Annotated in this window: 20 protein-coding genes; 4 read left to right on the forward strand and 16 right to left on the reverse strand. The window is 74.2% G+C overall.

Annotated features, from left to right (window positions below; translation table 11 throughout):
• Positions 1–17: 17 nt before the first annotated feature.
• Genes mrdA through ileS form a run of 10 tightly spaced genes read right to left on the reverse strand, consistent with a single transcriptional unit; the run spans position 18 to position 10,984 of the window.
• The gene (mrdA, locus tag ABT295_RS05480) at positions 18–2,018 is read right to left on the reverse strand and encodes a penicillin-binding protein 2 (RefSeq protein ID WP_352393392.1); all 2,001 of its coding nucleotides are present in this window, start codon (positions 2,016–2,018) and stop codon (positions 18–20) included.
• On the reverse strand, positions 2,015–2,515 hold the full coding sequence (locus ABT295_RS05485) for a rod shape-determining protein MreD (RefSeq protein ID WP_352393393.1): 501 nt from the start codon (positions 2,513–2,515) through the stop codon (positions 2,015–2,017). The genes mrdA and ABT295_RS05485 overlap by 4 nt, the downstream gene beginning before the upstream one ends.
• Positions 2,512–3,363, reverse strand: coding sequence for a rod shape-determining protein MreC (gene mreC, locus ABT295_RS05490; protein WP_352393394.1), 852 nt, complete (start codon positions 3,361–3,363; stop codon positions 2,512–2,514). The genes ABT295_RS05485 and mreC overlap by 4 nt, the downstream gene beginning before the upstream one ends.
• A gap of 3 nt (positions 3,364–3,366) precedes the next feature.
• Positions 3,367–4,401: a rod shape-determining protein gene (locus tag ABT295_RS05495; RefSeq protein WP_352393395.1), complete on the reverse strand. Its 1,035-nt coding sequence runs from the start codon at positions 4,399–4,401 to the stop codon at positions 3,367–3,369.
• A 16-nt stretch (positions 4,402–4,417) separates the two neighbouring features.
• Positions 4,418–4,846, reverse strand: coding sequence for a nucleoside-diphosphate kinase (gene ndk / locus ABT295_RS05500; RefSeq protein ID WP_345506753.1), 429 nt, complete (start codon positions 4,844–4,846; stop codon positions 4,418–4,420).
• Positions 4,843–5,259 carry a DUF4233 domain-containing protein gene (locus tag ABT295_RS05505; protein WP_352393396.1) on the reverse strand — a complete coding sequence of 139 codons (417 nt, stop codon included), beginning with the start codon at positions 5,257–5,259 and terminating at the stop codon, positions 4,843–4,845. The genes ndk and ABT295_RS05505 overlap by 4 nt, the downstream gene beginning before the upstream one ends.
• Positions 5,260–5,284: 25 nt before the next feature.
• Complete coding sequence (locus ABT295_RS05510) at positions 5,285–5,731, reverse strand: hypothetical protein (protein WP_352393397.1); 447 nt, start codon at positions 5,729–5,731, stop codon at positions 5,285–5,287.
• A gap of 41 nt (positions 5,732–5,772) precedes the next feature.
• The gene (locus ABT295_RS05515; RefSeq protein ID WP_352393398.1) at positions 5,773–7,164 is read right to left on the reverse strand and encodes a bifunctional folylpolyglutamate synthase/dihydrofolate synthase; all 1,392 of its coding nucleotides are present in this window, start codon (positions 7,162–7,164) and stop codon (positions 5,773–5,775) included.
• The gene (locus ABT295_RS05520; RefSeq protein WP_352393399.1) at positions 7,161–7,700 is read right to left on the reverse strand and encodes a GNAT family N-acetyltransferase; all 540 of its coding nucleotides are present in this window, start codon (positions 7,698–7,700) and stop codon (positions 7,161–7,163) included. The genes ABT295_RS05515 and ABT295_RS05520 overlap by 4 nt, the downstream gene beginning before the upstream one ends.
• On the reverse strand, positions 7,697–10,984 hold the full coding sequence (ileS, locus tag ABT295_RS05525; protein WP_352393400.1) for an isoleucine--tRNA ligase: 3,288 nt from the start codon (positions 10,982–10,984) through the stop codon (positions 7,697–7,699). Before ileS ends, ABT295_RS05520 begins: the two co-directional genes overlap by 4 nt.
• Positions 10,985–11,327: 343 nt before the next feature.
• Between ileS and ABT295_RS05530 the strand changes: the two genes are divergently transcribed.
• Positions 11,328–12,371, forward strand: coding sequence for a M28 family metallopeptidase (locus ABT295_RS05530; protein ID WP_352393401.1), 1,044 nt, complete (start codon positions 11,328–11,330; stop codon positions 12,369–12,371).
• A gap of 60 nt (positions 12,372–12,431) precedes the next feature.
• Positions 12,432–12,965: an NUDIX hydrolase family protein gene (locus ABT295_RS05535; RefSeq protein ID WP_345506747.1), complete on the forward strand. Its 534-nt coding sequence runs from the start codon at positions 12,432–12,434 to the stop codon at positions 12,963–12,965.
• Here ABT295_RS05535 and ABT295_RS05540 read toward each other — a convergent pair.
• The 3 genes from ABT295_RS05540 to ABT295_RS05550 all read right to left on the reverse strand — a co-directional run bounded on the left by ABT295_RS05540 (position 12,953) and on the right by ABT295_RS05550 (position 14,968).
• A complete protein-coding gene (locus ABT295_RS05540; RefSeq protein ID WP_352393402.1) occupies positions 12,953–13,465 on the reverse strand; it encodes a hypothetical protein in 513 nt (170 codons plus the stop codon). The genes ABT295_RS05535 and ABT295_RS05540 overlap by 13 nt on opposite strands.
• A 44-nt stretch (positions 13,466–13,509) precedes the next feature.
• Entirely contained in the window at positions 13,510–13,971 is a 462-nt protein-coding gene (locus ABT295_RS05545; protein ID WP_352393403.1) for a GNAT family N-acetyltransferase, read from the reverse strand.
• A gap of 103 nt (positions 13,972–14,074) precedes the next feature.
• Positions 14,075–14,968 (reverse strand): hypothetical protein, encoded by an 894-nt coding sequence (locus tag ABT295_RS05550; protein ID WP_352393404.1) that lies wholly within the window; start codon positions 14,966–14,968, stop codon positions 14,075–14,077.
• Between the two features lie 145 nt (positions 14,969–15,113).
• Here ABT295_RS05550 and ABT295_RS05555 point away from each other — a divergent pair, with 145 nt between their 5' ends.
• Together ABT295_RS05555 and ABT295_RS05560 are read left to right on the forward strand one after the other, a co-directional pair.
• Positions 15,114–15,788, forward strand: coding sequence for a response regulator transcription factor (locus ABT295_RS05555; protein ID WP_352393405.1), 675 nt, complete (start codon positions 15,114–15,116; stop codon positions 15,786–15,788).
• Positions 15,785–17,302, forward strand: a complete 1,518-nt coding sequence (locus tag ABT295_RS05560; RefSeq protein WP_352393406.1) for a sensor histidine kinase — start codon at positions 15,785–15,787, stop codon at positions 17,300–17,302. The genes ABT295_RS05555 and ABT295_RS05560 overlap by 4 nt, the downstream gene beginning before the upstream one ends.
• Here the strand turns inward: ABT295_RS05560 and ABT295_RS05565 are convergent.
• The 3 genes from ABT295_RS05565 to ABT295_RS05575 all read right to left on the reverse strand — a co-directional run bounded on the left by ABT295_RS05565 (position 17,253) and on the right by ABT295_RS05575 (position 22,436).
• Positions 17,253–19,250 carry a TIGR03960 family B12-binding radical SAM protein gene (locus ABT295_RS05565; protein ID WP_352393407.1) on the reverse strand — a complete coding sequence of 666 codons (1,998 nt, stop codon included), beginning with the start codon at positions 19,248–19,250 and terminating at the stop codon, positions 17,253–17,255. The two genes, ABT295_RS05560 and ABT295_RS05565, sit on opposite strands and share 50 nt — an antisense overlap.
• Before the next feature lie 40 nt (positions 19,251–19,290).
• Entirely contained in the window at positions 19,291–21,153 is a 1,863-nt protein-coding gene (locus tag ABT295_RS05570) for an AMP-dependent synthetase/ligase (RefSeq protein WP_352393408.1), read from the reverse strand.
• Between the two features lie 173 nt (positions 21,154–21,326).
• Positions 21,327–22,436, reverse strand: coding sequence for an FtsW/RodA/SpoVE family cell cycle protein (locus ABT295_RS05575; protein ID WP_502991129.1), 1,110 nt, complete (start codon positions 22,434–22,436; stop codon positions 21,327–21,329).
• Positions 22,437–22,449 lie beyond the last annotated feature (13 nt).

The following is a 22,449-nucleotide window of genomic DNA, read 5'->3' on the forward strand; positions in this document are numbered from 1 at the left end:
CCTCTCGGTCGGGCGGCCTACAGCTTCAGGGCAAGGATGGCATCGAAGATCTTCCGCACCGCAGGGGCCGCCACCTTCGAGCCCGAGCCACCCTGCCCGACGACGACCACGACGGCATACTTCGGCCGGGTCGTCGGCCCGTACGCCGCGAACCACGCGGTCGCCTCCTTGCCGAACACCTCGCCCGTGCCCGTCTTGCCCGCCACCGGGTAGCGGTCCTGAGGGAACCCGGTGAAGGCGCTGCCGGCCGACCCGCCGGGGCGCGTCACCTCGCCGAGCGCCGAGCGCACGTAGGCGAGCACGTCGCGGCGCAGCGGCACCGTGGCGACGCGGCGGGGCGCGACCGGCGTCGTGGCCCCGGCCGGGGTGCGGTAGGCGGCGGCGAGCTGCGGCTGCCACAGCGTGCCGCCGTTCGCGATGGCCGCGTAGACCCCCGCCATCTGGAGGATCGTCGTGGCGGTGTCGCCCTGGCCGATCGAGAAGTTCACGGCGTCGCCCGCCCGGTACTGGTAGCCCGCGGTGCAGTTCTCCCGGGCGAGGCGTGTGAGGTAGGCCGCGCGCGCCGGGTCGGTGCGCGCGACCTCGGGGTAGCCCGTGCCCGCCCGGCGGCACGTGTCGGCGCGGGTGGCGAGCCAGTACTGCTCCTTCCACGCCCGGTCGGGCACGCGTCCGGCGCTCTCCCCCGGCAGGTCGACCCCGGTGCGCCGCCCGAGCCCGAAGGCCCGCGCCATCGAGACGAACGGGTCGGGGGCCGCGACGGGGGCGGCGAGGCCGCCCTGCTCCACCCAGGCGGCATACGCGAGGCGGTAGAAGACGGTGTCGCACGAGACGACGAGCGCGCGGTGGAAGTCGATGGGGCCGTAGCCACGCGACTCGAAGTTGTGAAAGACCCGGCCGCCCACGGTGACGCTCGGCGAGCAATCGTAGGTGCCGTCGAGGCGCGCCCCGGCGTTGACGGCCGCGGGGACCGAGACGACCTTGAGGGTGGAGGCCGGCGGGAAGGTCTCGGCCGTGAGGCGTGAGCGCAGCGGCGTGCCCGCGCCCTCGTCGGTGAGGCGGGCGAGCTCGGCCGAGCTGATGCCGCCGGAGAAGACCGAGGGGTCGTAGCTCGGGTAGCTGGCCGCGGCGACGACGGCGCCGTTCGTCACGTCGAGCACGACGGCGGCGCCGGTGTCGGCAGGCAGGCGCTGCGACCGGGCGGAGGCCACCGCCGACGCGAGCGCGGCCTCGGTGCGGGCCTGCAGGCGCGCGTCGAGGTGGGTCACGACGTCGCGCCCGGGCACGGCCGGCGTCGTCCCGACGGTCCGCGTCACGAGGCCGCGCGGGTCGACCGCCACGACCGTGCTGCCGTTCGTGCCGCGCAGCACCGCGTCGTACTGCTCCTCGAGGCCCGAGCGGCCGACGACGTCGTCGGCGTCGATGCGCCCCCGGCCGCCCGCCACGTCGTCGGCGCTCGCGCGGGCCACCCAGCCGAGCACGTGCGGTGACCGGGCGCCCAACGGCTCGGGGTAGGCCCGCACCGGACGGCTCGTCACGCCGACGCCGGGGTAGCGCTCGGGGCGCTCGAGCAGGCTGAGCGCACGCTTCGCGTCGACGCCCGCGGCGAGCGGGATAGGCACGTAGGGCGAGCCGTTGAAGCAGGCGGGCGCGCGCGGCGCCCCGGCCGTGCCGCAGAGCTTCGTCTTGTCCCACAGCCGCGCGAACGGCAGCCCGAGCGCCGTGGCCACGGACCGCACCAGGGCGGCCCCGCCGTCGGGCGCACCGACGAGCGTCGAGCGCTCGACCGTGACCACGGTGTCGAAGGTGTCGCGCACGAGGGGCGCGCCGGTGCGGTCGAGGATGCGCCCGCGCAGCGCGTGGTCGGTGACGGTCCGGGTGTTGGCGGCCGCCGCCGCGCGCGCCTGCTGCGGCCCCTCGACGAGCTGCAGCTGCCCGAGCCGGCCGAGCAGCAGGCCGAAGAGCGTCAGCAGGAGCACGAGCACCACGCCGGCCACCCCGACGCGGCGGCGGGCCCTCACCCGAGCCTCCGGCGCACGAGGGTCCGGTCGACGCCGAGCAGCGCCGGCAGCAGCGCCGCTCCGACGACGACGGTGGCGACGAGCCGGGTGAGGTCGTCACCGGGCTCGAGCCTCCCCTGCGCGAGGACGGCCACGACGACACGGGCGACGAGAACGACGGTGGCGGCCGCGACCAGGGCGAGCGGCGCGCGCCACCGCGACCTGGACGAGCCGCGCCGCAGCAGGCCCGCGGCGAGCCCTGCGAGCATCATGACGAGGGGCGTCAGCCCGACCGGGCCGGAGACGGGCGGCACGAGCTCGACGACCCAGCCCGCGAGGAGTCCGGTCAGGGCGCCGTGCACGGGGCCGCGCAGCACGGCGGTCGCCACGACGCCGACGAGCACGAGGTCGGGCACCCACGGGGCGGGCACGCCGAGGCGCGGCAGCACCGTGGCCGTCCCGAGCGCGGCGACGACGACGTATGCCGTCCGCAGCAGTCCCAGCAGCGTCGGCCTCACCGCGTCCCTCCCCCGCCGCCCGACGTGGCGGCGCCCGACGTGGCGGCGCGTGGCGTCCGGCGGGACTGCGGCACGACGATCCCGACGACGTCGAGCGCGTCGACGTCGACGGCCGGGCGCACGGTCGCGGTGCGGGTGGGCTGCCCGAGGTCGGGGTCGACGTCGGTCACGGTGCCGACGACGATGCCGGCGGCATACGGGACGTCGTCGACGCTGCCGAGCGTGCGCACGGTGTCACCGACGACGGGCGCGCCGGGCGCGATGACCGACAGCGTCAGCGCTCCGCGGGGGCGGGGCTCGGCGTCACCCGGCGCGGGCGCGGCCACCGTGCCCAGGGTGCCCGCCGGGCCGGTGCGCACGGCGACGACGGAGCCGGTGCTGCCGACGACCTGGACGTCGCTCGTCCACGGCGAGACCGACACGACGCGGCCGACGAGGCCGTCGGCCGCGACGACGGTCGAGTCCGCGCGCACCCCGTCGCGCGACCCGGCGTCGACGGTGACGCTCCGGCCACCGAGGGGCGCCACCGTGGTCGCCACGACGCGGGCGGCCACGAGCCGCCGGTCGGCCGTCGGCCCCGACCCGAGGAGGGTGGCGAGCCGGGCGGCGGCGTCGAGGCGCTCCTGCTGGTCGGCCGCGAGCGCACGCAGGCGCACGTTCTCGCGCTCGAGGTCGGCGAGCTCGTCGCGGGGCGCCGCGGCCAGCGCCCGCTGCACGGGCCCCAGCAGCACCCCACCGGCCCGGCGCACACCGTCGGCCACCCCGGCCCCGGCGAGGTCGGCGAGCAGGAGCGCGAGGGTGAGCGCGGCGAGGACGACGAGCAGGCGCCGACGCGCGAGCTGACCCATGGCCTAGAGGCGGTGGTCGCCGACGAGCACGCGCTCGAGGCCGGCGAAGTCGTCGACGCAGCGGCCGGCGCCGCGCACGACGGCGCGGATGGGGTCCTCGGCCACGCGGACGGGCACCCCCAGCTCGTGGCGCATCCGCTCGTCGAGCCCGCGCAGCAGCGCGCCACCGCCCGTCAGGGTGATGCCGCGGTCGAGGATGTCGCCGGCCAGCTCGGGCGGGCACACGTCGAGCGTGGCCCGCACGAGCTCGATGATCTGGAGCACCGGTGCCTCGATGGCGCGGCGCACCTCGGCGGAGCCGACCTGCACCGTCTTGGGCAGGCCCGTCACGAGGTCGCGCCCACGCAGCCGCGTCGTCAGCTCCTCGCGGAGCGGGAACACCGAGCCGACGGCGACCTTGATGTCCTCGGCGCTGCGCTCACCGACGAGGAGCGAGTACTCGCTCTTGACGTGGCTGATCAGCGCCTCGTCGATCTCGTCGCCGGCGATCCGCAGCGAGGTCGACGTCACGATGCCGCCGAGGCTGACGACCGCGACGTCGGTCGTGCCGCCGCCGATGTCGACGACCATGCTCGCGGCCGTCTCGTAGACGGGCAGCCCGGCGCCGATGGCCGCCGCCATCGGCTCCTCGATCATGTAGACGCGACGGGCGCCGCAGCGCGTGGCGGCGTCCTCGAGGGCGCGGCGCTCGACGCCCGTCACCTCGCTCGGGACGCACAGCACCATTCGCGGACGCACGAGCCGCGACGTGCGCACCTGGTCGATGAACCAGCGCAGCATGCGCTCGGTCTCGTCGGCGTCGGAGACGACGCCGTCGCGGAGCGGCCGCACGGCGCGGATCGTGCCCGGCGCGCGGCCGAGCATCTCCTTGGCTCGCGAGCCGGCCGCGACGAGCCGGCCGGTGCCGACCTCGACGGCGACGACGGAGGGCTCCTCGACGACGACACCCTGCCCACGCACGTGGATCAGGGTGTTCGCCGTGCCGAGGTCGACCGCGAGGTCACGCCCGAGGGGCCGCAGCCACGGTCGGGTGGTCATCGGCGAGGGTGCCCCGTCAGGCGCCGAGGTGCGGGAACCAGATCGCGATCTCGCGCGCGGCGGAGTCGGCGGAGTCCGAGCCGTGCACGATGTTCTGCTGCACCTTGGTGCCCCAGTCGCGACCGAGGTCGCCACGGATGCTGCCGGGGGCGGCCTCGGTGGGGTTCGTGGCGCCGGCGAGCGAGCGGAAGCCGCGCACGCAGTCCTGGCCCTCGATGACGACCGCGGCCACCGGGCCGGAGCTCATGAACTCGACGAGGGGCTCGTAGAACGGCTTGCCCTCGTGCTCGGCGTAGTGCGCGGCGAGCTGCTCGCGGGTCGGCGTGACGACGGCGAGGGCGGCGAGCGTGTAGCCCTTGCCTTCGATCCGGCGCAGCACCTCCCCGGTGAGGCCGCGCTTGAATCCGTCGGGCTTGACGAGGACGAGGGAACGTTCGGTGGTCACCCGTCCACCCTATCGGCCGCCGGGTCGGCCTCCGCCGCGGCTCGGCGCGCCATCTCGGCGTCGATCTGGGTGCCCTTGACGAGGCAGGTGACCCACAGCGCGAGGAAGAAGACGCCGACGACGAGCATCATCGGCACGACGAGCGCGCTGAGCAGCGTCAGGGCGTGGACGACCCAGCCGAGGGTGACGCCCCACGGCCGGCGCAGCGTGCCGGCGGCCACGACGCAGAGCGCGCCGAGCCCGAAGCCGACGACGAGGTATGCCGTGCCGCGGGCTCCCCCGTCGTCGCTGGCCGCCACGCCACGGGCCACGAGGGCGCCGAGCAGGATGCAGATCGACTGCCCGCCGAGCACCGTGGCGAGCATGCGCCAGGTGAACTTGCCGGTCTGGCCGTAGAAGATGATGGAACGCATTCGTGGTGCCCTCGTCCGGTGGTGGTCAGTAGTCCTGGGTCGTGTCCCAGGTGCGGATGATGGCCTGGGCCTCGGTGGGGCTCGCGCCCGTGGCCTCCGCGTAGAGGCTCATCGCGTCCTCGCGGCGTCCGGCGAGGATGAGCTCGCTGATGCGCGCGCGTGCGGTCTCGGTCAGGCGCCCCTCGCCGAACGAGGCCGCGGCGTCGCGCACGCCGGGCCCCTGCCCCGGCACGAACCAGGCGTCGACCGCCCGCTTGGCGTCGGCCAGGGGTGCCCCGGTCGCGTCGCGGTAGAGCTTGATCGCGTTGATCTTGTGGCCCGCGCTCAGCTCGCGGCTGATCCGGGACCGCACGCCGTCGGTGAGGCCGACGAGGCTGCGGTCGGGGTCCTTGCGCCCCATGACGCGCCCCCAGACCACGACGACCACGGCGACGACGACGAGGATGAGGACGAGCTTCATCAGGGGGTGCATGGTTCCAGCCTAGGTGCGGTGGCGGTCGGGAGGGCCGGGGCTCAGACGTCGGTGCGGCCGAGGAGCATCCGCACCTCGCCCGCCGTGATGACCGAGCCGGTCGCGATGACGCCCCCGCCCATGCCGTCGGCCTCCGCGAGCGTCACGGCCTGCTCGAGCGCGTCGGGCAGGTCACGCACGACGGTCACCCGCGACTCGCCGAAGATCTCGACCGCGAGCTCGCCGAGCTTCTCGGGGGCGAGCGCCCGCGGCGACGAGCTGCGCGTCACGACGATGTGGTCGAGGGCCGGCTCGAGCACCTCGAGCATGCCGGCGGCGTCCTTGTCGGCCACGATGCCGACGAGGCCGACGAGCGTCGTGAAGGCGAACGCCTCGCCCATCGCCGTGACGAGCGAGCGCGCCCCGTGCGGGTTGTGGGCCGCGTCGACGAGGACGGTCGGCGAGCGGCGCACGATCTCGAGGCGTCCGGGCGAGGTCATGGCCGCGCAGGCCGCGGTGAGCACCTCGGCCTCGACGGCCTGGGTGCCGCCGCCGACGAAGGACTCGACCGCCGCGACCGCGGTCGCGAGGTTGCTCGCCTGGTGCGCGCCGTGGAGCGGCAGGAACAGGTCGGTGTACTCGCCCGCCAGGCCGCGCAGCGACACCTGCTGGCCGCCGATGGCGACCTCGCGCGCGAGGACGCCGAAGTCGTTGCCCTCGAAGACGATGCGGGCTCCGCCGACCTCCTCGACGCGGTCGAGGAGCACGCGCGCGACGTCCTCGTCCTGCACGCCGCTCACGGTGACGGAGTCGGCCTTGATGATGCCGCTCTTCTCCTCCGCGATCGACACGACGTCGTCGCCGAGCAGGTGCGTGTGGTCGAGGTCGACCGGGGTGATGACGGCGACCTGCGCGTCGACGACGTTCGTCGCGTCCCACGAGCCGCCGAGGCCGACCTCGATGATCGCCACGTCGACGGGCGCGTCCGCGAAGGCCGCGTAGGCGAGGGCGACGAGCACCTCGAAGAAGTTCATGCGGCGGCCGCCCGACTCGAGCGATCGCGCATCGACGAGCTCGACGAGGGGGGCGATCTCGTCGTAGGCGGCGATGAACTTGTCGCGCGGGATCGGCTTGCCCGACAAGCTGATCCGCTCGCGGATGTCGTGCAGGTGCGGCGAGGTGAAGCGGCCGGTCGACAGGCCGCTCTCGCGCAGGATCGTGTCGATCATCCGGCTCGTCGACGTCTTGCCGTTCGTGCCGGTGAGGTGGATCGAGGGGTAGCTGCGCTGGGGGTCACCGGCGAGCTCCATCACCGCCCGGATGCGCTCGAGCGACGGGCCGATGTCGTTCTCGGGGGCCCGCGCGAGGATCTCCTCCTCGATCTCGCGCACGCGCTTCATCTCGTCGAGGTTGCGGGCGGCCTCCTGGGCCGCCTCGTCGGGACGACCACTCATGACTGCTCCCTCTCTCCCAGCTCGCGGGCCATCCACACGCTCTCGGGCAGGCCCGATCCCGGCGTCTCGCGGTGCGTCTCGGTGAACCCGCGCCGCGTGTAGAACCGGGCGGCCTGCTCGTTGCCCTCGAGGTAGGAGAGCGTGATCCGGTCGTGCCCGCTCTCCCGGGCCTGCTCGACGACCTCGTCCATGAGGCGCGAGCCGATGCCCAGGCCGTGGTGGCCGGGCAGGACGTAGAGCTTCCACAGCACGACGGCGTCGTCCTGGGGGCCGAAGGTGGCCACCCCGACGACCTCGTCGCCGAGCACGGCCACGAGGGTGCGGCCCTTGCGGATCGCGTCGGTGACGACGTCGCTCGTCCACCACTTGGCCAGCCCCATCGCGACGTACTCGGGCCCGGCGATGGGCTCGTAGGTCGCGAGCCAGGTGCGGTGCCCCACCGATATGATGCCGGCGAGGTCGTCACCGACGGCCCCGCGCACGACGACCTGGTCGTCGACGGCGCCGCGCTCGAGGTCACCGTTCGTGGCGATCATCGCTTCACCACCAGGATCGAGGCCGGGTGGTTGTCGCCGACGACCACCTCGGCCGGGCTCAGGCCGGCGGGCAGCGGGTGCTCGGGGCCGGCCGATGCGAACTGCGTGGCGAGCGTCTCGCCGACGATGAGGTCGCGGTGGGTGACGGTGGCCTCGAAGACCTCCGGGCCACCCTGGATGGTCAGGCTGATCCGGTCGCTGACGTGCAGGCCGGTGTCGCGCCGCGCCTGCTGCACCGCACGGACGAGGTCGCGCGCCACGCCCTCGGTGGCGAGGGCCGGGGTCACGTCGGTGTCGAGCACGACGAAGCCGCCCGAGGCGAGCATGGCCGTGGCGCCGTGGTCGGCCGCGTCGCCGGCCACGACCGTCTCGAGGGTGAACTCGCCGTCGGCGAGCTCGAGCCCGCCGGCGGTGACGGTGCCGTCGTCGGCGACCGACCAGTCGCCCGACTTGCTGCCCTTGATGGCGCGCTGCACGTCCTTGCCGAGGCGGGGCCCCGCCGCGCGGGCGTTGACCGTGAGGCGCTGGCTGACGCCGAAGTCGGCCTCGCTCGCGGTGGCGACGTCGACGAGGGTGAGCGCCTTGACGTTGAGCTCGTCCTGGATGAGCGCCCGGAACGGCTCGAGGCTCGCCGGGTCGGCCGTAACGACCGTCAGCTCGGCGAGCGGCAGCCGGGCCCGCAGGCCGCGGGCCTTGCGCAGGCTCGACCCGACGGAGCAGACCTCGCGGGCCCGGTCCATGGCCACGACGAGCTCGTGGTCGGCGGGCAGCTCGGCGGCCGCGGGGTAGTCGGCCAGGTGCACCGACCGGCCGCCGGTCAGGCCGCGCCAGATCTCCTCCGTGACGAGCGGCAGCAGCGGGGCGATGGCGCGGGTCACCGTCTCGAGGGTCGTCCACAGCGTGTCGAACGCCGCGAGGGACTCCTCGGACTCCCCGCCCCAGAAGCGGTCGCGCGAGCGCCGGATGTACCAGTTGGTGAGCACGTCGAGGAAGCTGCGCATGGTGTCGCAGGCGGCGGCGATCTCGTAGTCGTCGAGCTGCTCGGTCATGTCGCCGACGAACTCGCTCAGCTTGGCGAGCAGGTAGCGGTCGAGCACGTCGGTCGAGGCGGTCGACCGCTTCGCCTCGTAGCCCGCGCCGTCCCGCGCCGTGTTGGCGTAGAGCGCGAAGAACGACCACGCGTTCCACAGCGGGATGAGCACCTGGCGCACCCCGTCGCGGATGCCCTGCTCGGTGACGACGAGGTTGCCGCCGCGCAGGATCGGGCTGCTCATGAGGAACCAGCGCATGGCGTCCGCGCCGTCGCGGTCGAAGACCTCGCGCACGTCGGGGTAGTTGCGCAGCGACTTGCTCATCTTCTGGCCGTCGGAGCCGAGCACGATGCCGTGGCTGACGCACGTCTTGAACGCGGGCCGGTCGAAGAGGGCGGTCGCGAGGATGTGCAGCGTGTAGAACCAGCCGCGGGTCTGCCCGATGTACTCGACGATGAAGTCGCCGGGGAAGTGGTGCTCGAACCACTCGGCGTTCTCGAACGGGTAGTGCACCTGCGCGAAGCTCATCGACCCGGAGTCGAACCACACGTCGAGCACGTCCTCGACGCGGCGCATCGTCGACCGGCCCGACGGGTCGTCGGGGTTCGGTCGGGTCAGGCTGTCGATGAAGGGACGGTGCAGGTCGGTGACCTCGACGCCGAAGTCACGCTCGAGCTCCTCGAAGGAGCCGTAGACGTCGAGGCGCGGGAACTCCGGGTTGTCGGACTTCCACACGGGGATCGGGCTGCCCCAGAAGCGGTTTCGCGAGATCGACCAGTCGCGTGCATTGGCGAGCCACTTGCCGAACTGGCCGTCCTTGATGTGCGACGGCGTCCACTCGATCTCCTGGTTGAGCTCGAGCATCCGCTCCTTGATCTTCGTCACCTCGACGAACCACGACGAGACGGCCATGTAGATGAGGGGCTCGCGGCAGCGCCAGCAGTGCGGGTAGCTGTGGTCGTAGGTCTCACGACGCAGCAGCACCGTGCCGGGCGTCACCGAGCCCGTCTCGCCCTCCCCCCGGGTCGCGGCCTTGAGGTGGTCGATGATGTGGGCGTTCGCGTCGAAGACGTGCATGCCCTCGTAGTCGGTGACGGGCCAGAGGAAGCGGCCGTCCGGGCCGACCGGCACGACGGGCTCGATGCCGGCCGCATCGGTGACGATCTTGTCCTCCTCACCGAACGCGCCTGCGGTGTGGACCAGCCCGGTGCCGTCCTCCGTGGTGACGAAGTCGGCCGGGAAGACGCGGTGCGCGCGCTCGTGGCCCCGGTAGTAGCCGAACGGCGGGGTGAACGAGCGCCCGAGCAGGTCGGCGCCCGTGAGCCGCTCGACGACGCGGTCCTCGAGCGAGCCGAGGTCGACGTCGCTGCCGAAGAGGTCCTTGGCGTAGGCCGCGAGGCGCGCCGCACCGATGACGTAGCGCTCGGTGGTGCCGGTGACGTCCGACTCGACGACGACGTAGTCGATGTCGGGGCCGACCATGATGCCGAGGTTCGCCGGCAGGGTCCACGGCGTCGTCGTCCAGACGAGCGCGAGCTCGCCCGTCTCGAGGCGCAGGCCGATCGTGACGGCCGGGTCCTGGCGCATCTTGTAGACGTCGTCGTCCATGCGCAGCTCGTGGTTGGACAGGGGCGTCTGGTCGTTCCAGCAGTAGGGCAGCACGCGGAAGCCCTCGTAGACGAGGCCCTTGTCGTGCAGCTGCTTGAAGGCCCAGATGACCGACTCCATGTAGCCGGGCTCGAGGGTCTTGTAGTCGTGGTCGAAGTCGACCCAGCGGGCCTGGCGCGTCACGTAGTCGCGCCACTCGCCCGTGTACTTGAGCACCGAGCTGCGGCACGCGTCGTTGAAGCGGTCGATGCCCAGCTCCACGATGTCCTGCTTGGTCTTGAGCCCGAGCTGGCGCTGCGCCTCGAGCTCGGCCGGGAGGCCGTGGGTGTCCCAGCCGAAGCGGCGCTCGACGCGCTTGCCGCGCATCGTCTGGTAGCGCGGCACGATGTCCTTGACGTAGCCGGTCAGCAGGTGGCCGTAGTGCGGCAGGCCGTTGGCGAAGGGCGGACCGTCGTAGAAGACGAACTCGTTGTCGCCGTCGGTGCCGGCCTCGCGGGCCTCGACCGAGGCGATGAACGTGCCGTCCTCGTCCCAGTACCGGAGCACGCGCTTCTCGATCTCGGGGAAGCGCGGGTTGGACGGCACGCCGGCGTTCGTCGCGCCGGTGGCGCCGTCGTCGTTCGTGGTGACCTTGGGGTAGGTCATGCTCGTGGTCTCCTGCGGTCGCGTCGGGTGTCGCTCGGTCCTGACACGAGGACGACTGCCTGCCCGGCTGCCGCGGTACCACCCCGCTTGCCGCACCGCACCGCCCGAGGGAGGCACCGCGTACGACCGCTCTTGTCCCGGGCTCTGACGGGCCCACCCGTCCGGTTCTACTGGGGCCCCGTGCGTGACGGGACCCGTTCTTCCGGAGGCTCGCCGCTGATGACGGCTCGAACGCCTGTGCCCCGAGTCTAACGTGTCGCGCGGGCAGGTCGCCCCGAGCGACGGCCCGGATGCGACGCCGTCGTGGCTGGGTCGCAGGCGGAGGCGCGGGTTAGCGTGGTGGATGGCCGCCCGCCCCGCCGCCCTCCTCGCCACCGCGCGCGCTGCTGTGGTGGCGCTCGCGGCTGCGGTCGTGCTCGCCGGGTGCACGCAGCCCGCAGGGCCTCCCGCGGCCTCCGGTGCCACCTCACCCGCTGCCACGCGCGCTGCCACCTCAGCCGGAACCGCCGCGACCCCGAGCATTCCTGCTCCGACGGACCCGACGGGCCGGACGCCCGTCCCGGTCTCCCCCACCCCGCGCCCTCGACCGGCCCGGCCGTTCGACGCGGACCGCGTGCTCGCCGGCATCCGAGCCCTGGCCGCCATCGGCCCCCGCGACGCGGCCTCCCCGGCGAGCGACCGCGCGGCGGCCTACGTCGCCGACCGGCTGCGCGCCGAGGGCTACCGGGTCTCCCTCGTGCCGTTCAGGGTGCCGGCCGGGGTGTCGTGGGGCGTGCGGGTGCCCGCGGGCACGTCCGTCGACGTCGTCGCCGACCCGCCCGGCTTCGACCCGCTCGCGCCGCACGTCGTCGTCGGGGCGCACCTCGACACGGTGCCGCAGTCGCCGGGCGCGGAGGACGACGCCTCGGGGCTCATGGTGCTGGCCGAGCTCGCCCGGATGGCGCGCGAGCAGCCCGGGCGACTGCCGGTGCGCTTCGTCGCCTTCGGCGCGGAGGAGGCCCGCGGCGGTCGCGGCACCCTGTACGCGTTCGGCTCGCGCCACCTCGTCGGCACGCTGGACGCCGCCGGACGTCGCGCGGTGCGGGGCATGGTCGCCCTCGACCGCGTCGGGGTCCGGGCCGCGGCGGTGCCCGTGTGCCACGTCCCCGGTGGCGACCGCGCGCTCGCCGACGCGATCCGCCGGGCGGCGCCCGTGCGGACGACCGCGTGCGAGAACCGCGCGAGCGACCACGTGTCCTACGCCCGCGCGGGCATCCCCGCCGCGCGGCTCGGCAGCGTGCCGTATGCCGGCTACCACTCCGAGCGCGACGTGCCCGCGGTCGTCGACCGGGGACAGCTCGCGAGGTCGGGCGCCGTGGTGTGGGCCTGGCTCCGGTCGGTGCGGTGACCGCGCCGGCTCGCGTGGACCCCGACGGCATACGGCCCGCCGGTTTGACAGGATGGGTCCATGAACGAGACCGAGACGACGGGCGCCTGGCTGAGCCGCGAGGACCTCGAGGACGCCCGCGACCGGCTGCCCATGCTCTACGTGCACGCCGTGCCGGTGCGCGTCGACGACCGCGGCCAGGTGACGCACGTCGGTCTGCTGCTGCGCGCCGACAGCGACGGTGGCATCGGGCAGGAGGTCGTCGGCGGCCGCGTGCTCTACCACGAGCGCATCCGCGACGCCCTGCTGCGGCACGTCGAGGCCGACCTCGGCCCGATGGCGCTGCCGCGCATCCCGCTCTCGCCGCAGCCGTTCACCGTGGCCGAGTTCTTCCCGACGCCCGGCGTGACGCCGTTCCACGACTCGCGCCAGCACGCGGTCTCGCTCGCCTTCGTCGTGGCCGTCACGGGCGACTGCCGCCCGCAGCAGGACGCGCTCGACCTCTCGTGGGTCACCCCCGAGGAGGCCGCGTCGCTCGCGGCCCGCGGCGAGATGCCCGGCTCGCACGGCGTGCTCGTGCGGCAGGCGCTCGCGCACGTCGGCTACCCCGTCTGAGTCGGCCCGTCCCCGAGGGCGCACGGGTCGGTGGTCGAGGTCCTCGCGCCGCTGACGGTCGCGAGGTAGACGAACCAACGGCCGTCGTGGTTCGCGGCCAGCCGGCACCGCGGCGCCCAGCCGGCGACCTCGAAGACCGGCGACCCGGCGGGCACGAAGCCGGCCGAGTGCTCCGTCTCGGGCGGGAGCTCGGACCGGGTGAGCTCGTTGAGGGTCTGGAACGTGCACGTGACCCGGAAGACCTGGCCTCCCCGGCGCGGCTCGGCGTCGGCCGGTGCCTGCAGGTCGGCCTGGTACTCGACGCCCCCGTGGACGAGGAAGTCGCTGTAGTCGGCGACGACGGAGCGTCCCGGCACGATCGTCACGGCCGGGCAGCCCGGCACGACGGTCGTGCTCCGCCCCTCCACCGGCACGACGCGGGCCTCCGGTGCCACGCACGCGCCTGCAGCAGCGGCCGCCAGCACGAGGGCTGCGGCCGGTCCCACCGAGCGACGGATCACCCTCCGAGCATAGGAGCCGCTGAGGTGGCGGTCTCTCCCCCAGTTCAGTCGAGGGTGGCGCGCAGCGCCGGGTGCGCCGTCGGGGTGAATCCCGCCCGCTCGTAGAGGCTGCGACCGTCCTCGGTGGCCATCAGCTCGACCCGCCCGACGCCCGTCGACGCGGCCCAGGTCATGACGGCCTCGAACGCCGCCCGCCCGTGGCCCCGACCGCGGTGGGCAGCGGTCGTGCAGACGTTGCTGACGAGCACGTCACGGCCGGCCGGCGCGCCCGGTGAGGGCGCGGCGTCACGCACGGCCCCCATGGCGCACGCGACGACGCTGCCGTCCTGCTCGACGACGAAGATCCCGTATGCCGGGTCGTCGAGGCGGGCGCTGAACCACCCGTGGGCGTTCGCGAGCCACGACGTGTCGGCGCCGGCCACCCCCATCGCCTCGAACATCTGCGCCCGCAGCGAGACGAGGGCGTCGAGGTCGGGCGGCCCGGCCCGGCGGGGTGCAGCGTCCATGCGGCCCAACCTAGACGCGCCGCCACCTTCAGGACGACCGGGCTGCTGGCGCACGGGGCAGGGCCCGCGTCCTCGACGCGGACCCCGCCTCTTCGGGTGGTGCTCAGCTGCCGGACGACTCGGTGCTCGTCCCCGGCGCCTCCGGGGTCGTCGGGGCCGCGGGGGCCGCAGGAGCGGCCGGCCGGCTGCCCTGCGTGCCGTCCTGCGTCGTGCCCTGGCCGCCCTGCGTCGTGCCCGGGCCGCCCTGGGGCCCCCCGGCAGGGGGCGTGGGCGCCTGGCCACCCGTCGGCGGGGCAGGCGGGGTCGGCGGGGTCGGCGCCTGGTCGCCGGTCGGCGGCTGGGGCGCCGTGTCGCCCGTCCTGTCACCGGCCTTGTCGCCGGCCTTGCCACCGGTGGGCGGGGTCGGCGCCTGGTCGCCCGTCGGCGCCTTGGGCGCCTTGTCACCGGCCTTGGGTCCGGCGGGGCCACCGGCCTTGGGTCCGGCCGGGCCACCGGCGGGCCCGCAGCCGGGACCACCGGCCGGCGGGGCGGGCGGCGTCGCGGCGGCGCTTGCGTCGCCGGATCCGCCACCCGCACCGGGTGCGGCCGGGGCGTCGCCCGCACCGGTGCCGGTGCCCGAGTCGGTGGTCGAGCCGGAGCCCGAGCCGCTGTCCGTGCCGGTGCCAGAATCCGTGCCGGTGCCGGAGTCGCTCGTCCCGGAGTCGGTCGTGCCGGTGCCGGTGTCGCCACCGGCCACGAGCGAGGCGGCGGCCGGCCTCGAGGCGCTCGACTCCGGCGCGGAGCCCTGCGACGCGATGGCGGGAACGGCGATGGCCACCGCGATGCCGGCGACGCCGCCGATCGCGAGGCCGCGCCACAGGCCGCCGGAACGACCTCCGCGCCCGCTCGGTGACGCCGGCGAGAAGGCCGACACGGGCGGGGTGTCCTGCTCCCGCTCACGGGCCCGGCGCTCGGCCATCCTGCGCAGCTGCTCCCTGGGGTCCTCGGTGCTGGTCATGGGTCTACCTCCGTCGATGGTGCGAAGTCGGCACGGTCCGTGCCTCCACACACCGTCGGCGGCCCCACTCAAGACGACCTCAAGCACAGGTGGGTCACGGCTGGTTCTTGAGGAACTCTTGAGTTGCGCACGATGACATGGGCGGATGGGACGAGCACGGATCCTCCTCGTGGAGGACGACGACAGCATCCGCACGGCCGTGGGCGCCGCCCTGCGCGACGTGGGCCTCGACGTCGAGGCCATCCCCTCGGGGCACGGCCTCGAGCAACGGCTGGCCGCGTGGCGCCCGTCCCTCGTCGTGCTCGACTGGATGCTGCCGGGCCGCGACGGGCCGGAGCTGGCCCGGGTGATCCGCTCGGCGGGCACGGCCGGCATCATCATGCTGACGGCGCGCGAGGGCATCGACGACCGGCTGCACGGGTTCGCGACCGGCGTCGACGACTACGTGGCCAAGCCCTTCGTCATGGCCGAGCTCGTCGCGCGCGTGCGCGCCCTGCTGCACCGGCTCGGCGCCGTGCCGGCCACCGTCGAGGTGGCCGACCTCGTCGTCGACGAGGTCGGCGGCACGGCCCGCCGCGGGCCCTCGGGCCTGACGCTGACCGCCACCGAGTTCCGGCTGCTCGCCTACCTCGCCGAGAACCGGGGCCGGGTGCTCTCGGGCACCCAGATCCTCACCCAGGTCTGGGGCTACGACGACTACTCCGACAACCTCGTGCAGACCCACGTCAGCTCGCTGCGCCGCAAGATGGAGGAGCACGGCCCGCGCCTCGTGCACACGGTGCGCGGCCTCGGCTACGTGCTGCGGGAGACGGCGCCGTGAGGACCCCGTCGCTGCGGCGCCGCGTCACCGTCGTCGTGCTCGTGCTCGTCGCCCTGATGCTCGGGGTGCTGACGGTGACGACCGACGTCGTGCTCCGTTCGCGCCTCGAGTCGCAGCTCGAGCAGCGCCTCGTCGACCGCGCCACGGTCGGGGCCTCCCTCGCCGACCAGCTCTCCCCGGCCGAGCTCGCCAAGCGCCTCGAGGGCAACGGCATCTCGGTGCTCGTCGTCGACAAGGACGGCCAGGCCTACACCGAGGGGCCCCCGCCGGGCTCCGCCGACGGAGGGCCGGCGAAGCCCCCGGGCAAGCCGACGCCCCCGAAGGCCGATACCGCCACCCCGGTGCAGCGCTCGGGCGACACGCTCGAGGTGACCCGGGCCGTCGGCGACGGCGCGACGCTCGTGCTGACCGCCGACGCGGGCGACGTGCGCCGGGTGGTCGACCAGACCCGGATCGCCCTGCTCGTCGGCGCACTCGCGGTGCTGGCGCTCGCGGCCCTGCTCGTGCGGCCGGTCGTCGCGCGCACCCTCCAGCCGCTCGACCGGATGACCTCGCTCGCCAAGGGCATCCGGGCGGGTGACCGCGGCGCCCGGTTGAAGCCGGATCGGCCGGGCACCGAGCTGGGCTCCACCGCGCACGCGTTCGACGAGATGCTTGACGCCGTCGAGGGCGCCGAGCAGCACGCCATCGACGCCGAGCAGCGCCTGCGCCACTTCCTCTCCGACGCCGCGCACGAGCTGAGGACGCCGATCGCGGGCGTGCAGGCCGCGAGCGAGCACCTGTTGCGCGCCGACCCGCCGCGCGAGGAGCGCGAGCAGACCCTGACGACGCTCGTGCGCGAGGCGCGCCGCGCGGGACGGCTCGTCGACGACATGCTGCTCATGGCGCGCATCGACCGCGGGCTCGCGCTGCGCCCCGTGCCGGTCGACCTCACGGCGCTCGTCCACTCCGCGGTCGAGCCACGACGGCTGCGCCACCCCGGCGCCACGCTGACGGTCGAGGGCGCCCCGCTCGTCGTCACCGCCGACCCCGACCGCGTCGTGCAGGTCGTCGGCAACCTCGTCGACAACGCCGTGCGGGCCGCCGGCCCGACGGGCCGGGTGCACGTCGCCGTCCGCCCGAACGGCACCGCGGCCGGCACCGCAACCGGCACCACATCCGGCACCGCAGACACGGGCACCACCAGCCGCACGACCGACGGCACGAGCACGGATGCCGTCGTCACCGTCGAGGACGACGGGCCCGGCATCCCCGCCGGCGACCGCGAGCGCGTCTTCGAGCGGCTCGTGCGCCTCGACGACGCGCGCGCCCGCTCCGCCGACGCGACCTCCGGCGTCGGCGCCGGCCTGGGCCTGACGATCGCGCGCGGCATCGCGCGCGCCCACGGCGGCGACCTCGTGGCCACGGCGCCGACGGGCGGGGCGGGCGCCTGCCTGCGGCTGCGCCTGCCCCTCCGCCCGCCCGTCAGTGCTGGTGCTCGAGCAGCTCCTGCCGGCCCGATCCCAGCACCGTGAGCGGCAGCAGGGTCTTGCCGGTCGGGCCGATCTCGATCTCGGTGCCCATCTGGGGGCAGACGCCGCAGTCGAAGCACGGCGTCCAGCGGCAGTCGTCGACCTCGGTCTCGTCGAGGGCGTCCTGCCAGTCCTCCCAGAGCCAGTCCTTGTCGAGGCCCGAGTCGAGGTGGTCCCAGGGCAGCACCTCGGTCTCGCCGCGCTCACGCGTGGTGTACCAGGCGAGGTCGACGTCCCACGGCATGGCCGCGAACTGCTCCTCCGCGCAGCGCATCCAGCGCTCGTAGGAGAAGTGCTCGCTCCAGCCGTCGAACCGGCCGCCGTCGCGCCACACGGCCTCGATGACCCGGCCCACGCGGCGGTCGCCGCGCGAGAGCAGGCCCTCGACGATGCCGGGCTGCCCGTCGTGGTAGCGGAAGCCGATCGAGCTGCCGTAGCGCTTGTCGGCCCGGATCGCCTCGCGCAGCTTGAGCAGGCGTGCGTCGGTCTCCTCGACGCCGAGCTGACCGCACCACTGGAAGGGCGTGTGCGGCTTCGGCACGAACCCGCCGATGGAGACGGTGCAGCGGATGTCGCGGCGGCCCGACACCTGGCGCCCGGTCTCGATGACCCGCTTCGCGAGCTCGGCGATCTGCAGCACGTCCTCGTCGGTCTCGGTCGGGAGGCCGCACATGAAGTAGAGCTTCACCTGGCGCCAGCCCGCGCCGTAGGCGGCCGCGACGGTGTTGATGAGGTCCTCCTCGGACACCATCTTGTTGATCACCTTGCGGATGCGCTCGGAGCCGCCCTCGGGCGCGAAGGTCAGGCCGGAGCGGCGACCGTTGCGGGTCAGCTCGTTCGCGAGGTCGATGTTGAAGGCGTCGACGCGCGTCGACGGCAGCGACAGGCCGGTCTGGGTGCCCTCGTAGCGGTCCGCGAGGCCCTTCGTCAGGTCGGCGATCTCGGAGTGGTCGGCCGAGCTGAGCGAGAGCAGGCCCACCTCCTCGAAGCCGGTCGCCGCGAGGCCGCGCTCGACCATCTCGCCGATGCCGGTGATCGAGCGCTCGCGCACCGGGCGGGTGATCATGCCGGCCTGGCAGAACCGGCAGCCGCGCGTGCAGCCGCGGAAGATCTCGACCGACATGCGCTCGTGCACCGACTCCGCGAGCGGCACGAGCGGCTGCTTCGGGTAGGGCCACGCGTCGAGGTCCATCACCGTGTGCTTGGCGACCCGCCACGGCACGCCCGGCGCGTCGGTGGCCGGGGCCACGCGCTGGATGCGCCCGTCGGGCAGGTACGACACGTCGTAGAACGCCGGGACGTAGACGCCGCCGGTGCGGGCCAGGCGCAGCAGCACCTCGCGGCGACCGCCGGGACGGCCCTGCGCCTTCCACTCCCCCACGATGTCGGTGACGGTGAGCACGGCCTGCTCGCCGTCGCCGACGATCGCGGCGTCGATGAAGTCGGCCACCGGCTCCGGGTTGAAGGCGGCGTGCCCGCCCGCGACGACGATCGGGTCGTCGACGTCACGGTCGACGGAGTGCAGCGGGATGCCGGCGAGGTCGAGCGCCGTCAGCATGTTCGTGTAGCCGAGCTCGGTCGAGAAGCTGAGCCCGAAGAGGTCGAAGTCGCGCACCGCGCGGTGCCCGTCGACGGTGAACTGCGGCAGGCCCGCCTCCCGCAGCTGCGCCTCCATGTCGGGCCACACGGCATACGTCCTCTCGGCGAGCGCGTCGGCACGCTCGTTGAGGACCTCGTAGAGGATCATGACGCCCTGGTTGGGCACCCCGACCTCGTAGGCGTCGGGGTACATGAGCGCCCACCGCGTCGTCAGCTCCTCGCCGCCGGGGCCGTGGCCGCCGACGTGCCAGTCCTTGACCGTGGAGTTGAGCTCGCCCCCGACGTACTGGATCGGCTTGTTGACCCGTTCCAGCAGGGGCTCGAGGGCGTTGAACAGCGACTCTCCGGACATCCCTCCATGCTACGTGGGCCGCCGTCGCGGGCGAAAACGCTCAGGCGCCCTCGTACATCGCGTCGAGCTCGGACCGGTGCTTCTCGGTGACCGCCTTGCGCCGCAGCTTCATGCTCGGCGTCAGGTCGCCCTCCTCGATCGAGAGGTCGCGCTCGAGGATCGTGAACCTCTTGATCGTCTCCCACCGGTTGAGGCCGGCGTTGAGCCGGTCGACGTAGCCCTGCACGAGCGCGTGCGCCTGCGGGGAGGTCGCGAGCTCCGCGTAGGGGCGGCCCTCGAGGCCGACGGTCGGGGCCCACGCCGCGAGCGCGTCGGGGTCGAGCGTGACGAGCGCCGTCGCGTAGTTGTGCCCCGCCCCGTGCACGAGGAACTGGCTGACGAACGGGCACAGGCCCTTGAAACGCGCCTCGATCTCGGCCGGCGCGATGTACTTGCCGCCCGAGGTCTTGAAGACGTCCTTCTTGCGATCGGTGACGTGCAGGAAGCCCCGCTCGTCGATGCGGCCGATGTCGCCGGTGTGGAACCAGCCGTCCTCGGTCAGCACCTCGGCGGTCGCCTCGGGGTTGTTGTGGTAGCCGCGCATGACGCCGGGGCCGCGGACGAGGATCTCGCCGTCCTCCTCGGCGATGCGCACCTCGGTGCCGGGCATCGGCCAGCCGACCGAGCCGTACTGGTAGGAGCCGTGGTCGGGCGAGTTGACGGTCGTGCCCGACGACGTCTCGGTGAGGCCGTAGCCCTCCTGCACGAGCAGGCCGACGGAGCCGAACCAGCGCGCCACGTCGGCGTTGAGCGGCGCCGACCCGCTGATCATGAAGCGGACCCGGCCGCCGAAGCGCTCCTGCACCTTGTGCAGCACGAGCTTCGTGGCGAGCGCGTGCCGGCGGCGGAGGCCGGCCGAGGGCTGCTCGCCGGCCGCCAGCACGTCGCGCATCTCGCCGCCCACCCCGAGGGCCCAGTCGATGAGCTTCTTCTTGACGCCGGTCTCGCCGGCGAACATCAGCGCGATGCGCCCGTGGGCCTTCTCGAAGATGCGGGGCGGCCCGGCCATGAAGGTCGGCCTGATGACGGCCATGTGGTCGACGATCTTCTCGACCCGCCCGTCGACGGCCGTCGGGAAGCCGATCTGCAGCCCGGTCGCGAGGAGCATCTTCCCGAAGACGTGTGAGAGCGGCAGCCAGAGGAACTGGAGGTCGTCGACGGTGAAGGTGCCCATCGCGTCGATGACGGCGCCCTCGTAGACGACGCTGTCGTGCACGAGCCGCACGCCCTTGGGCCGCCCGGTCGTGCCCGAGGTGTAGATGACGACCGCGAGGTGCTCCGGGCCGAGCTGGTCGATGCGCGCGTCGACGAGGTCGGGCGTCGCGGCGAGCCACTCGCAGCCGCGCGCGGCGAGCTCGTCGCTCGTGATGACCCAGCCGTCGTCGCTGCCCGGGCCGGTGAGCGCGATCACCTGGCGCACGTTCGGGATCTCGGAGCGCACCTGCTGGAGCTTGGCGACCTGCGCCTCGTCCTCGGCGAAGACGATGCCGCTGCCGGAGTCGCCGAGGATGTAGGCGACGTCCTCGGCGATCGTCGTCGGGTAGACGGTGGTCGTCGCGCCACCCGCGCAGATGACGGCGAGGTCGGCGAGCACCCACTCGACGCGGGTGGTCGCCGCGATGGCGACGCGGTCCTCGAGCTCCACCCCGAGGCTGATGAGCCCGGCGGCCCACTCGCGCACGATCTCGTGCACCCCGCCCCACGTCAGCGTCGTCAGCTCGGTGCTGCCCGGGGCGAAGTAGAGGTAGGCCGGGGCGTCGGGCGTGGCCCGGACCCGGTTGCGGAAGAGCGCACCCACGCTCGGGGCTCGGTCGTCGAGCACGTCCTGGTCGACGGCTCTGTCGGCAAGGGCCTGCAGGGGCATGGGAGGACTCCTTCGTCGCGCGGCCGCCCGTCATCGGCGTCTGCGGGCCGCCGCCATGCCCGGATGATGTCAACAATCGGCGCCGGGGTCACGCATCCGGGCGTTTCTCCCCCGAACCGTGACCGTGCCCGCGCCCGCGGCCGCCCCCGGTCGGCGCCGCGCGCCGCCCGGGGTCAGCGCCGCGCGCCGGCCGCGACGTTGCCGACGAGCCCGAGGGCGAGCCACGAGGCGATGAGCGAGGAGCCGCCGCTCGAGACGAACGGCAGCGGGAGTCCGGTCACCGGCATGAGCCCGAGGTTCATCCCGATGTTCTCGAAGGCCTGCACGCCGAACCACACCCCCACCCCGACGGCCACGAGCCGCCCGAAGGCGTCGGCCCGCCGCGCGACGAGGAGGCAGCGCACGACGACGAAGCCGAGGATGACGACGAGGCCCGCCGCGCCGAGGAAGCCCAGCTCCTCCCCCGCCACCGAGAAGACGAAGTCGGTCTCCTGGAACGGGATGAAGCCGCCCTGGGTCTGCCGTCCGGCGAAGAGACCCTGGCCGTCGAGCCCTCCGGAGCCGATGGCGAGGCGCACCTGGCGGGTCTGGTAGCCGATGCCCTGCGGGTCGAGCGAGGGGTCGAGGAAGGCGCGCAGCCGGTTGCGCTGGTAGCCCGAGAGCACGGGCGTGAGGAACGCGGCGGCCACCGCCCCGGCCCCCGCCACGAGCACGCCCACCGTCCACACGGCCGGGGCGCCGGCGGCCGCGATGACGACGACCGACATCGCGACGAGCACGAGCGCCGAGCCGAGGTCGGGCTGGAGCAGCACGAGGAGCACGGGGATGCCGGCCACGACCCAGGCCAGCACGACGTCGAGGTGGCGCTGGCGCAGCCCGCGCTCGGCCCGGTCGGCGAGGAGCATCGCGAGCCCGATGGCGAGCCCCACCTTCATCAGCTCCGACGGCTGCAGGCTGAAGCCCCCGGGCAGGCGCAACCACGACCGGGAGCCGTTGACCGTGACCCCGAGCGGTGAGACCACGGCCGCGAGGCCGAGCACCGCCACGACGTAGACGACCGGCGCCGCGGCCCGGATGCTGCGCACGTCGACGCGCGTCAGGACGGCCGCGCCGGCCACGCCCACCCCGAGCGCCACGAGCTGCCGGAGGGCGGCCGAGCCGCCCGCCGACGCGCGCGTGGCCGACCAGACGAGCACGACCCCGAGCAGCGAGAGCCCGAGCGCGCCGATGAGCAGGCCGAGGTCGAGGCGCAGCCAGCCGGCCGAACCGCTCGGGCGCGACAGGTGCGGGCGCGTG

Origin of the sequence: Terrabacter sp. NPDC000476 (assembly GCF_040300125.1) — a bacterium.
GTDB lineage: Bacteria > Actinomycetota > Actinomycetes > Actinomycetales > Dermatophilaceae > Terrabacter.

Excerpts from the sequence above, each read along its gene's own strand:
- mreC (WP_352393394.1), bottom strand. The coding sequence starts at position 3,363 with ATGGGTCAGCTCGCGCGTCGGCGCCTGCTCGTCGTCCTCGCCGCGCTC.
- ABT295_RS05495 (WP_352393395.1), bottom strand. The coding sequence starts at position 4,401 with ATGACCACCCGACCGTGGCTGCGGCCCCTCGGGCGTGACCTCGCGGTC.
- ABT295_RS05505 (WP_352393396.1), bottom strand. The coding sequence starts at position 5,259 with ATGCGTTCCATCATCTTCTACGGCCAGACCGGCAAGTTCACCTGGCGC.
- ABT295_RS05510 (WP_352393397.1), bottom strand. The coding sequence starts at position 5,731 with ATGCACCCCCTGATGAAGCTCGTCCTCATCCTCGTCGTCGTCGCCGTG.
- ABT295_RS05515 (WP_352393398.1), bottom strand. The coding sequence starts at position 7,164 with ATGAGTGGTCGTCCCGACGAGGCGGCCCAGGAGGCCGCCCGCAACCTC.
- ABT295_RS05520 (WP_352393399.1), bottom strand. The coding sequence starts at position 7,700 with ATGATCGCCACGAACGGTGACCTCGAGCGCGGCGCCGTCGACGACCAG.
- ileS (WP_352393400.1), bottom strand. The coding sequence starts at position 10,984 with ATGACCTACCCCAAGGTCACCACGAACGACGACGGCGCCACCGGCGCG.
- ABT295_RS05530 (WP_352393401.1), top strand. The coding sequence starts at position 11,328 with ATGGCCGCCCGCCCCGCCGCCCTCCTCGCCACCGCGCGCGCTGCTGTG.
- ABT295_RS05535 (WP_345506747.1), top strand. The coding sequence starts at position 12,432 with ATGAACGAGACCGAGACGACGGGCGCCTGGCTGAGCCGCGAGGACCTC.
- ABT295_RS05545 (WP_352393403.1), bottom strand. The coding sequence starts at position 13,971 with ATGGACGCTGCACCCCGCCGGGCCGGGCCGCCCGACCTCGACGCCCTC.
- ABT295_RS05550 (WP_352393404.1), bottom strand. The coding sequence starts at position 14,968 with ATGACCAGCACCGAGGACCCCAGGGAGCAGCTGCGCAGGATGGCCGAG.
- ABT295_RS05555 (WP_352393405.1), top strand. The coding sequence starts at position 15,114 with ATGGGACGAGCACGGATCCTCCTCGTGGAGGACGACGACAGCATCCGC.
- ABT295_RS05565 (WP_352393407.1), bottom strand. The coding sequence starts at position 19,250 with ATGTCCGGAGAGTCGCTGTTCAACGCCCTCGAGCCCCTGCTGGAACGG.
- ABT295_RS05570 (WP_352393408.1), bottom strand. The coding sequence starts at position 21,153 with ATGCCCCTGCAGGCCCTTGCCGACAGAGCCGTCGACCAGGACGTGCTC.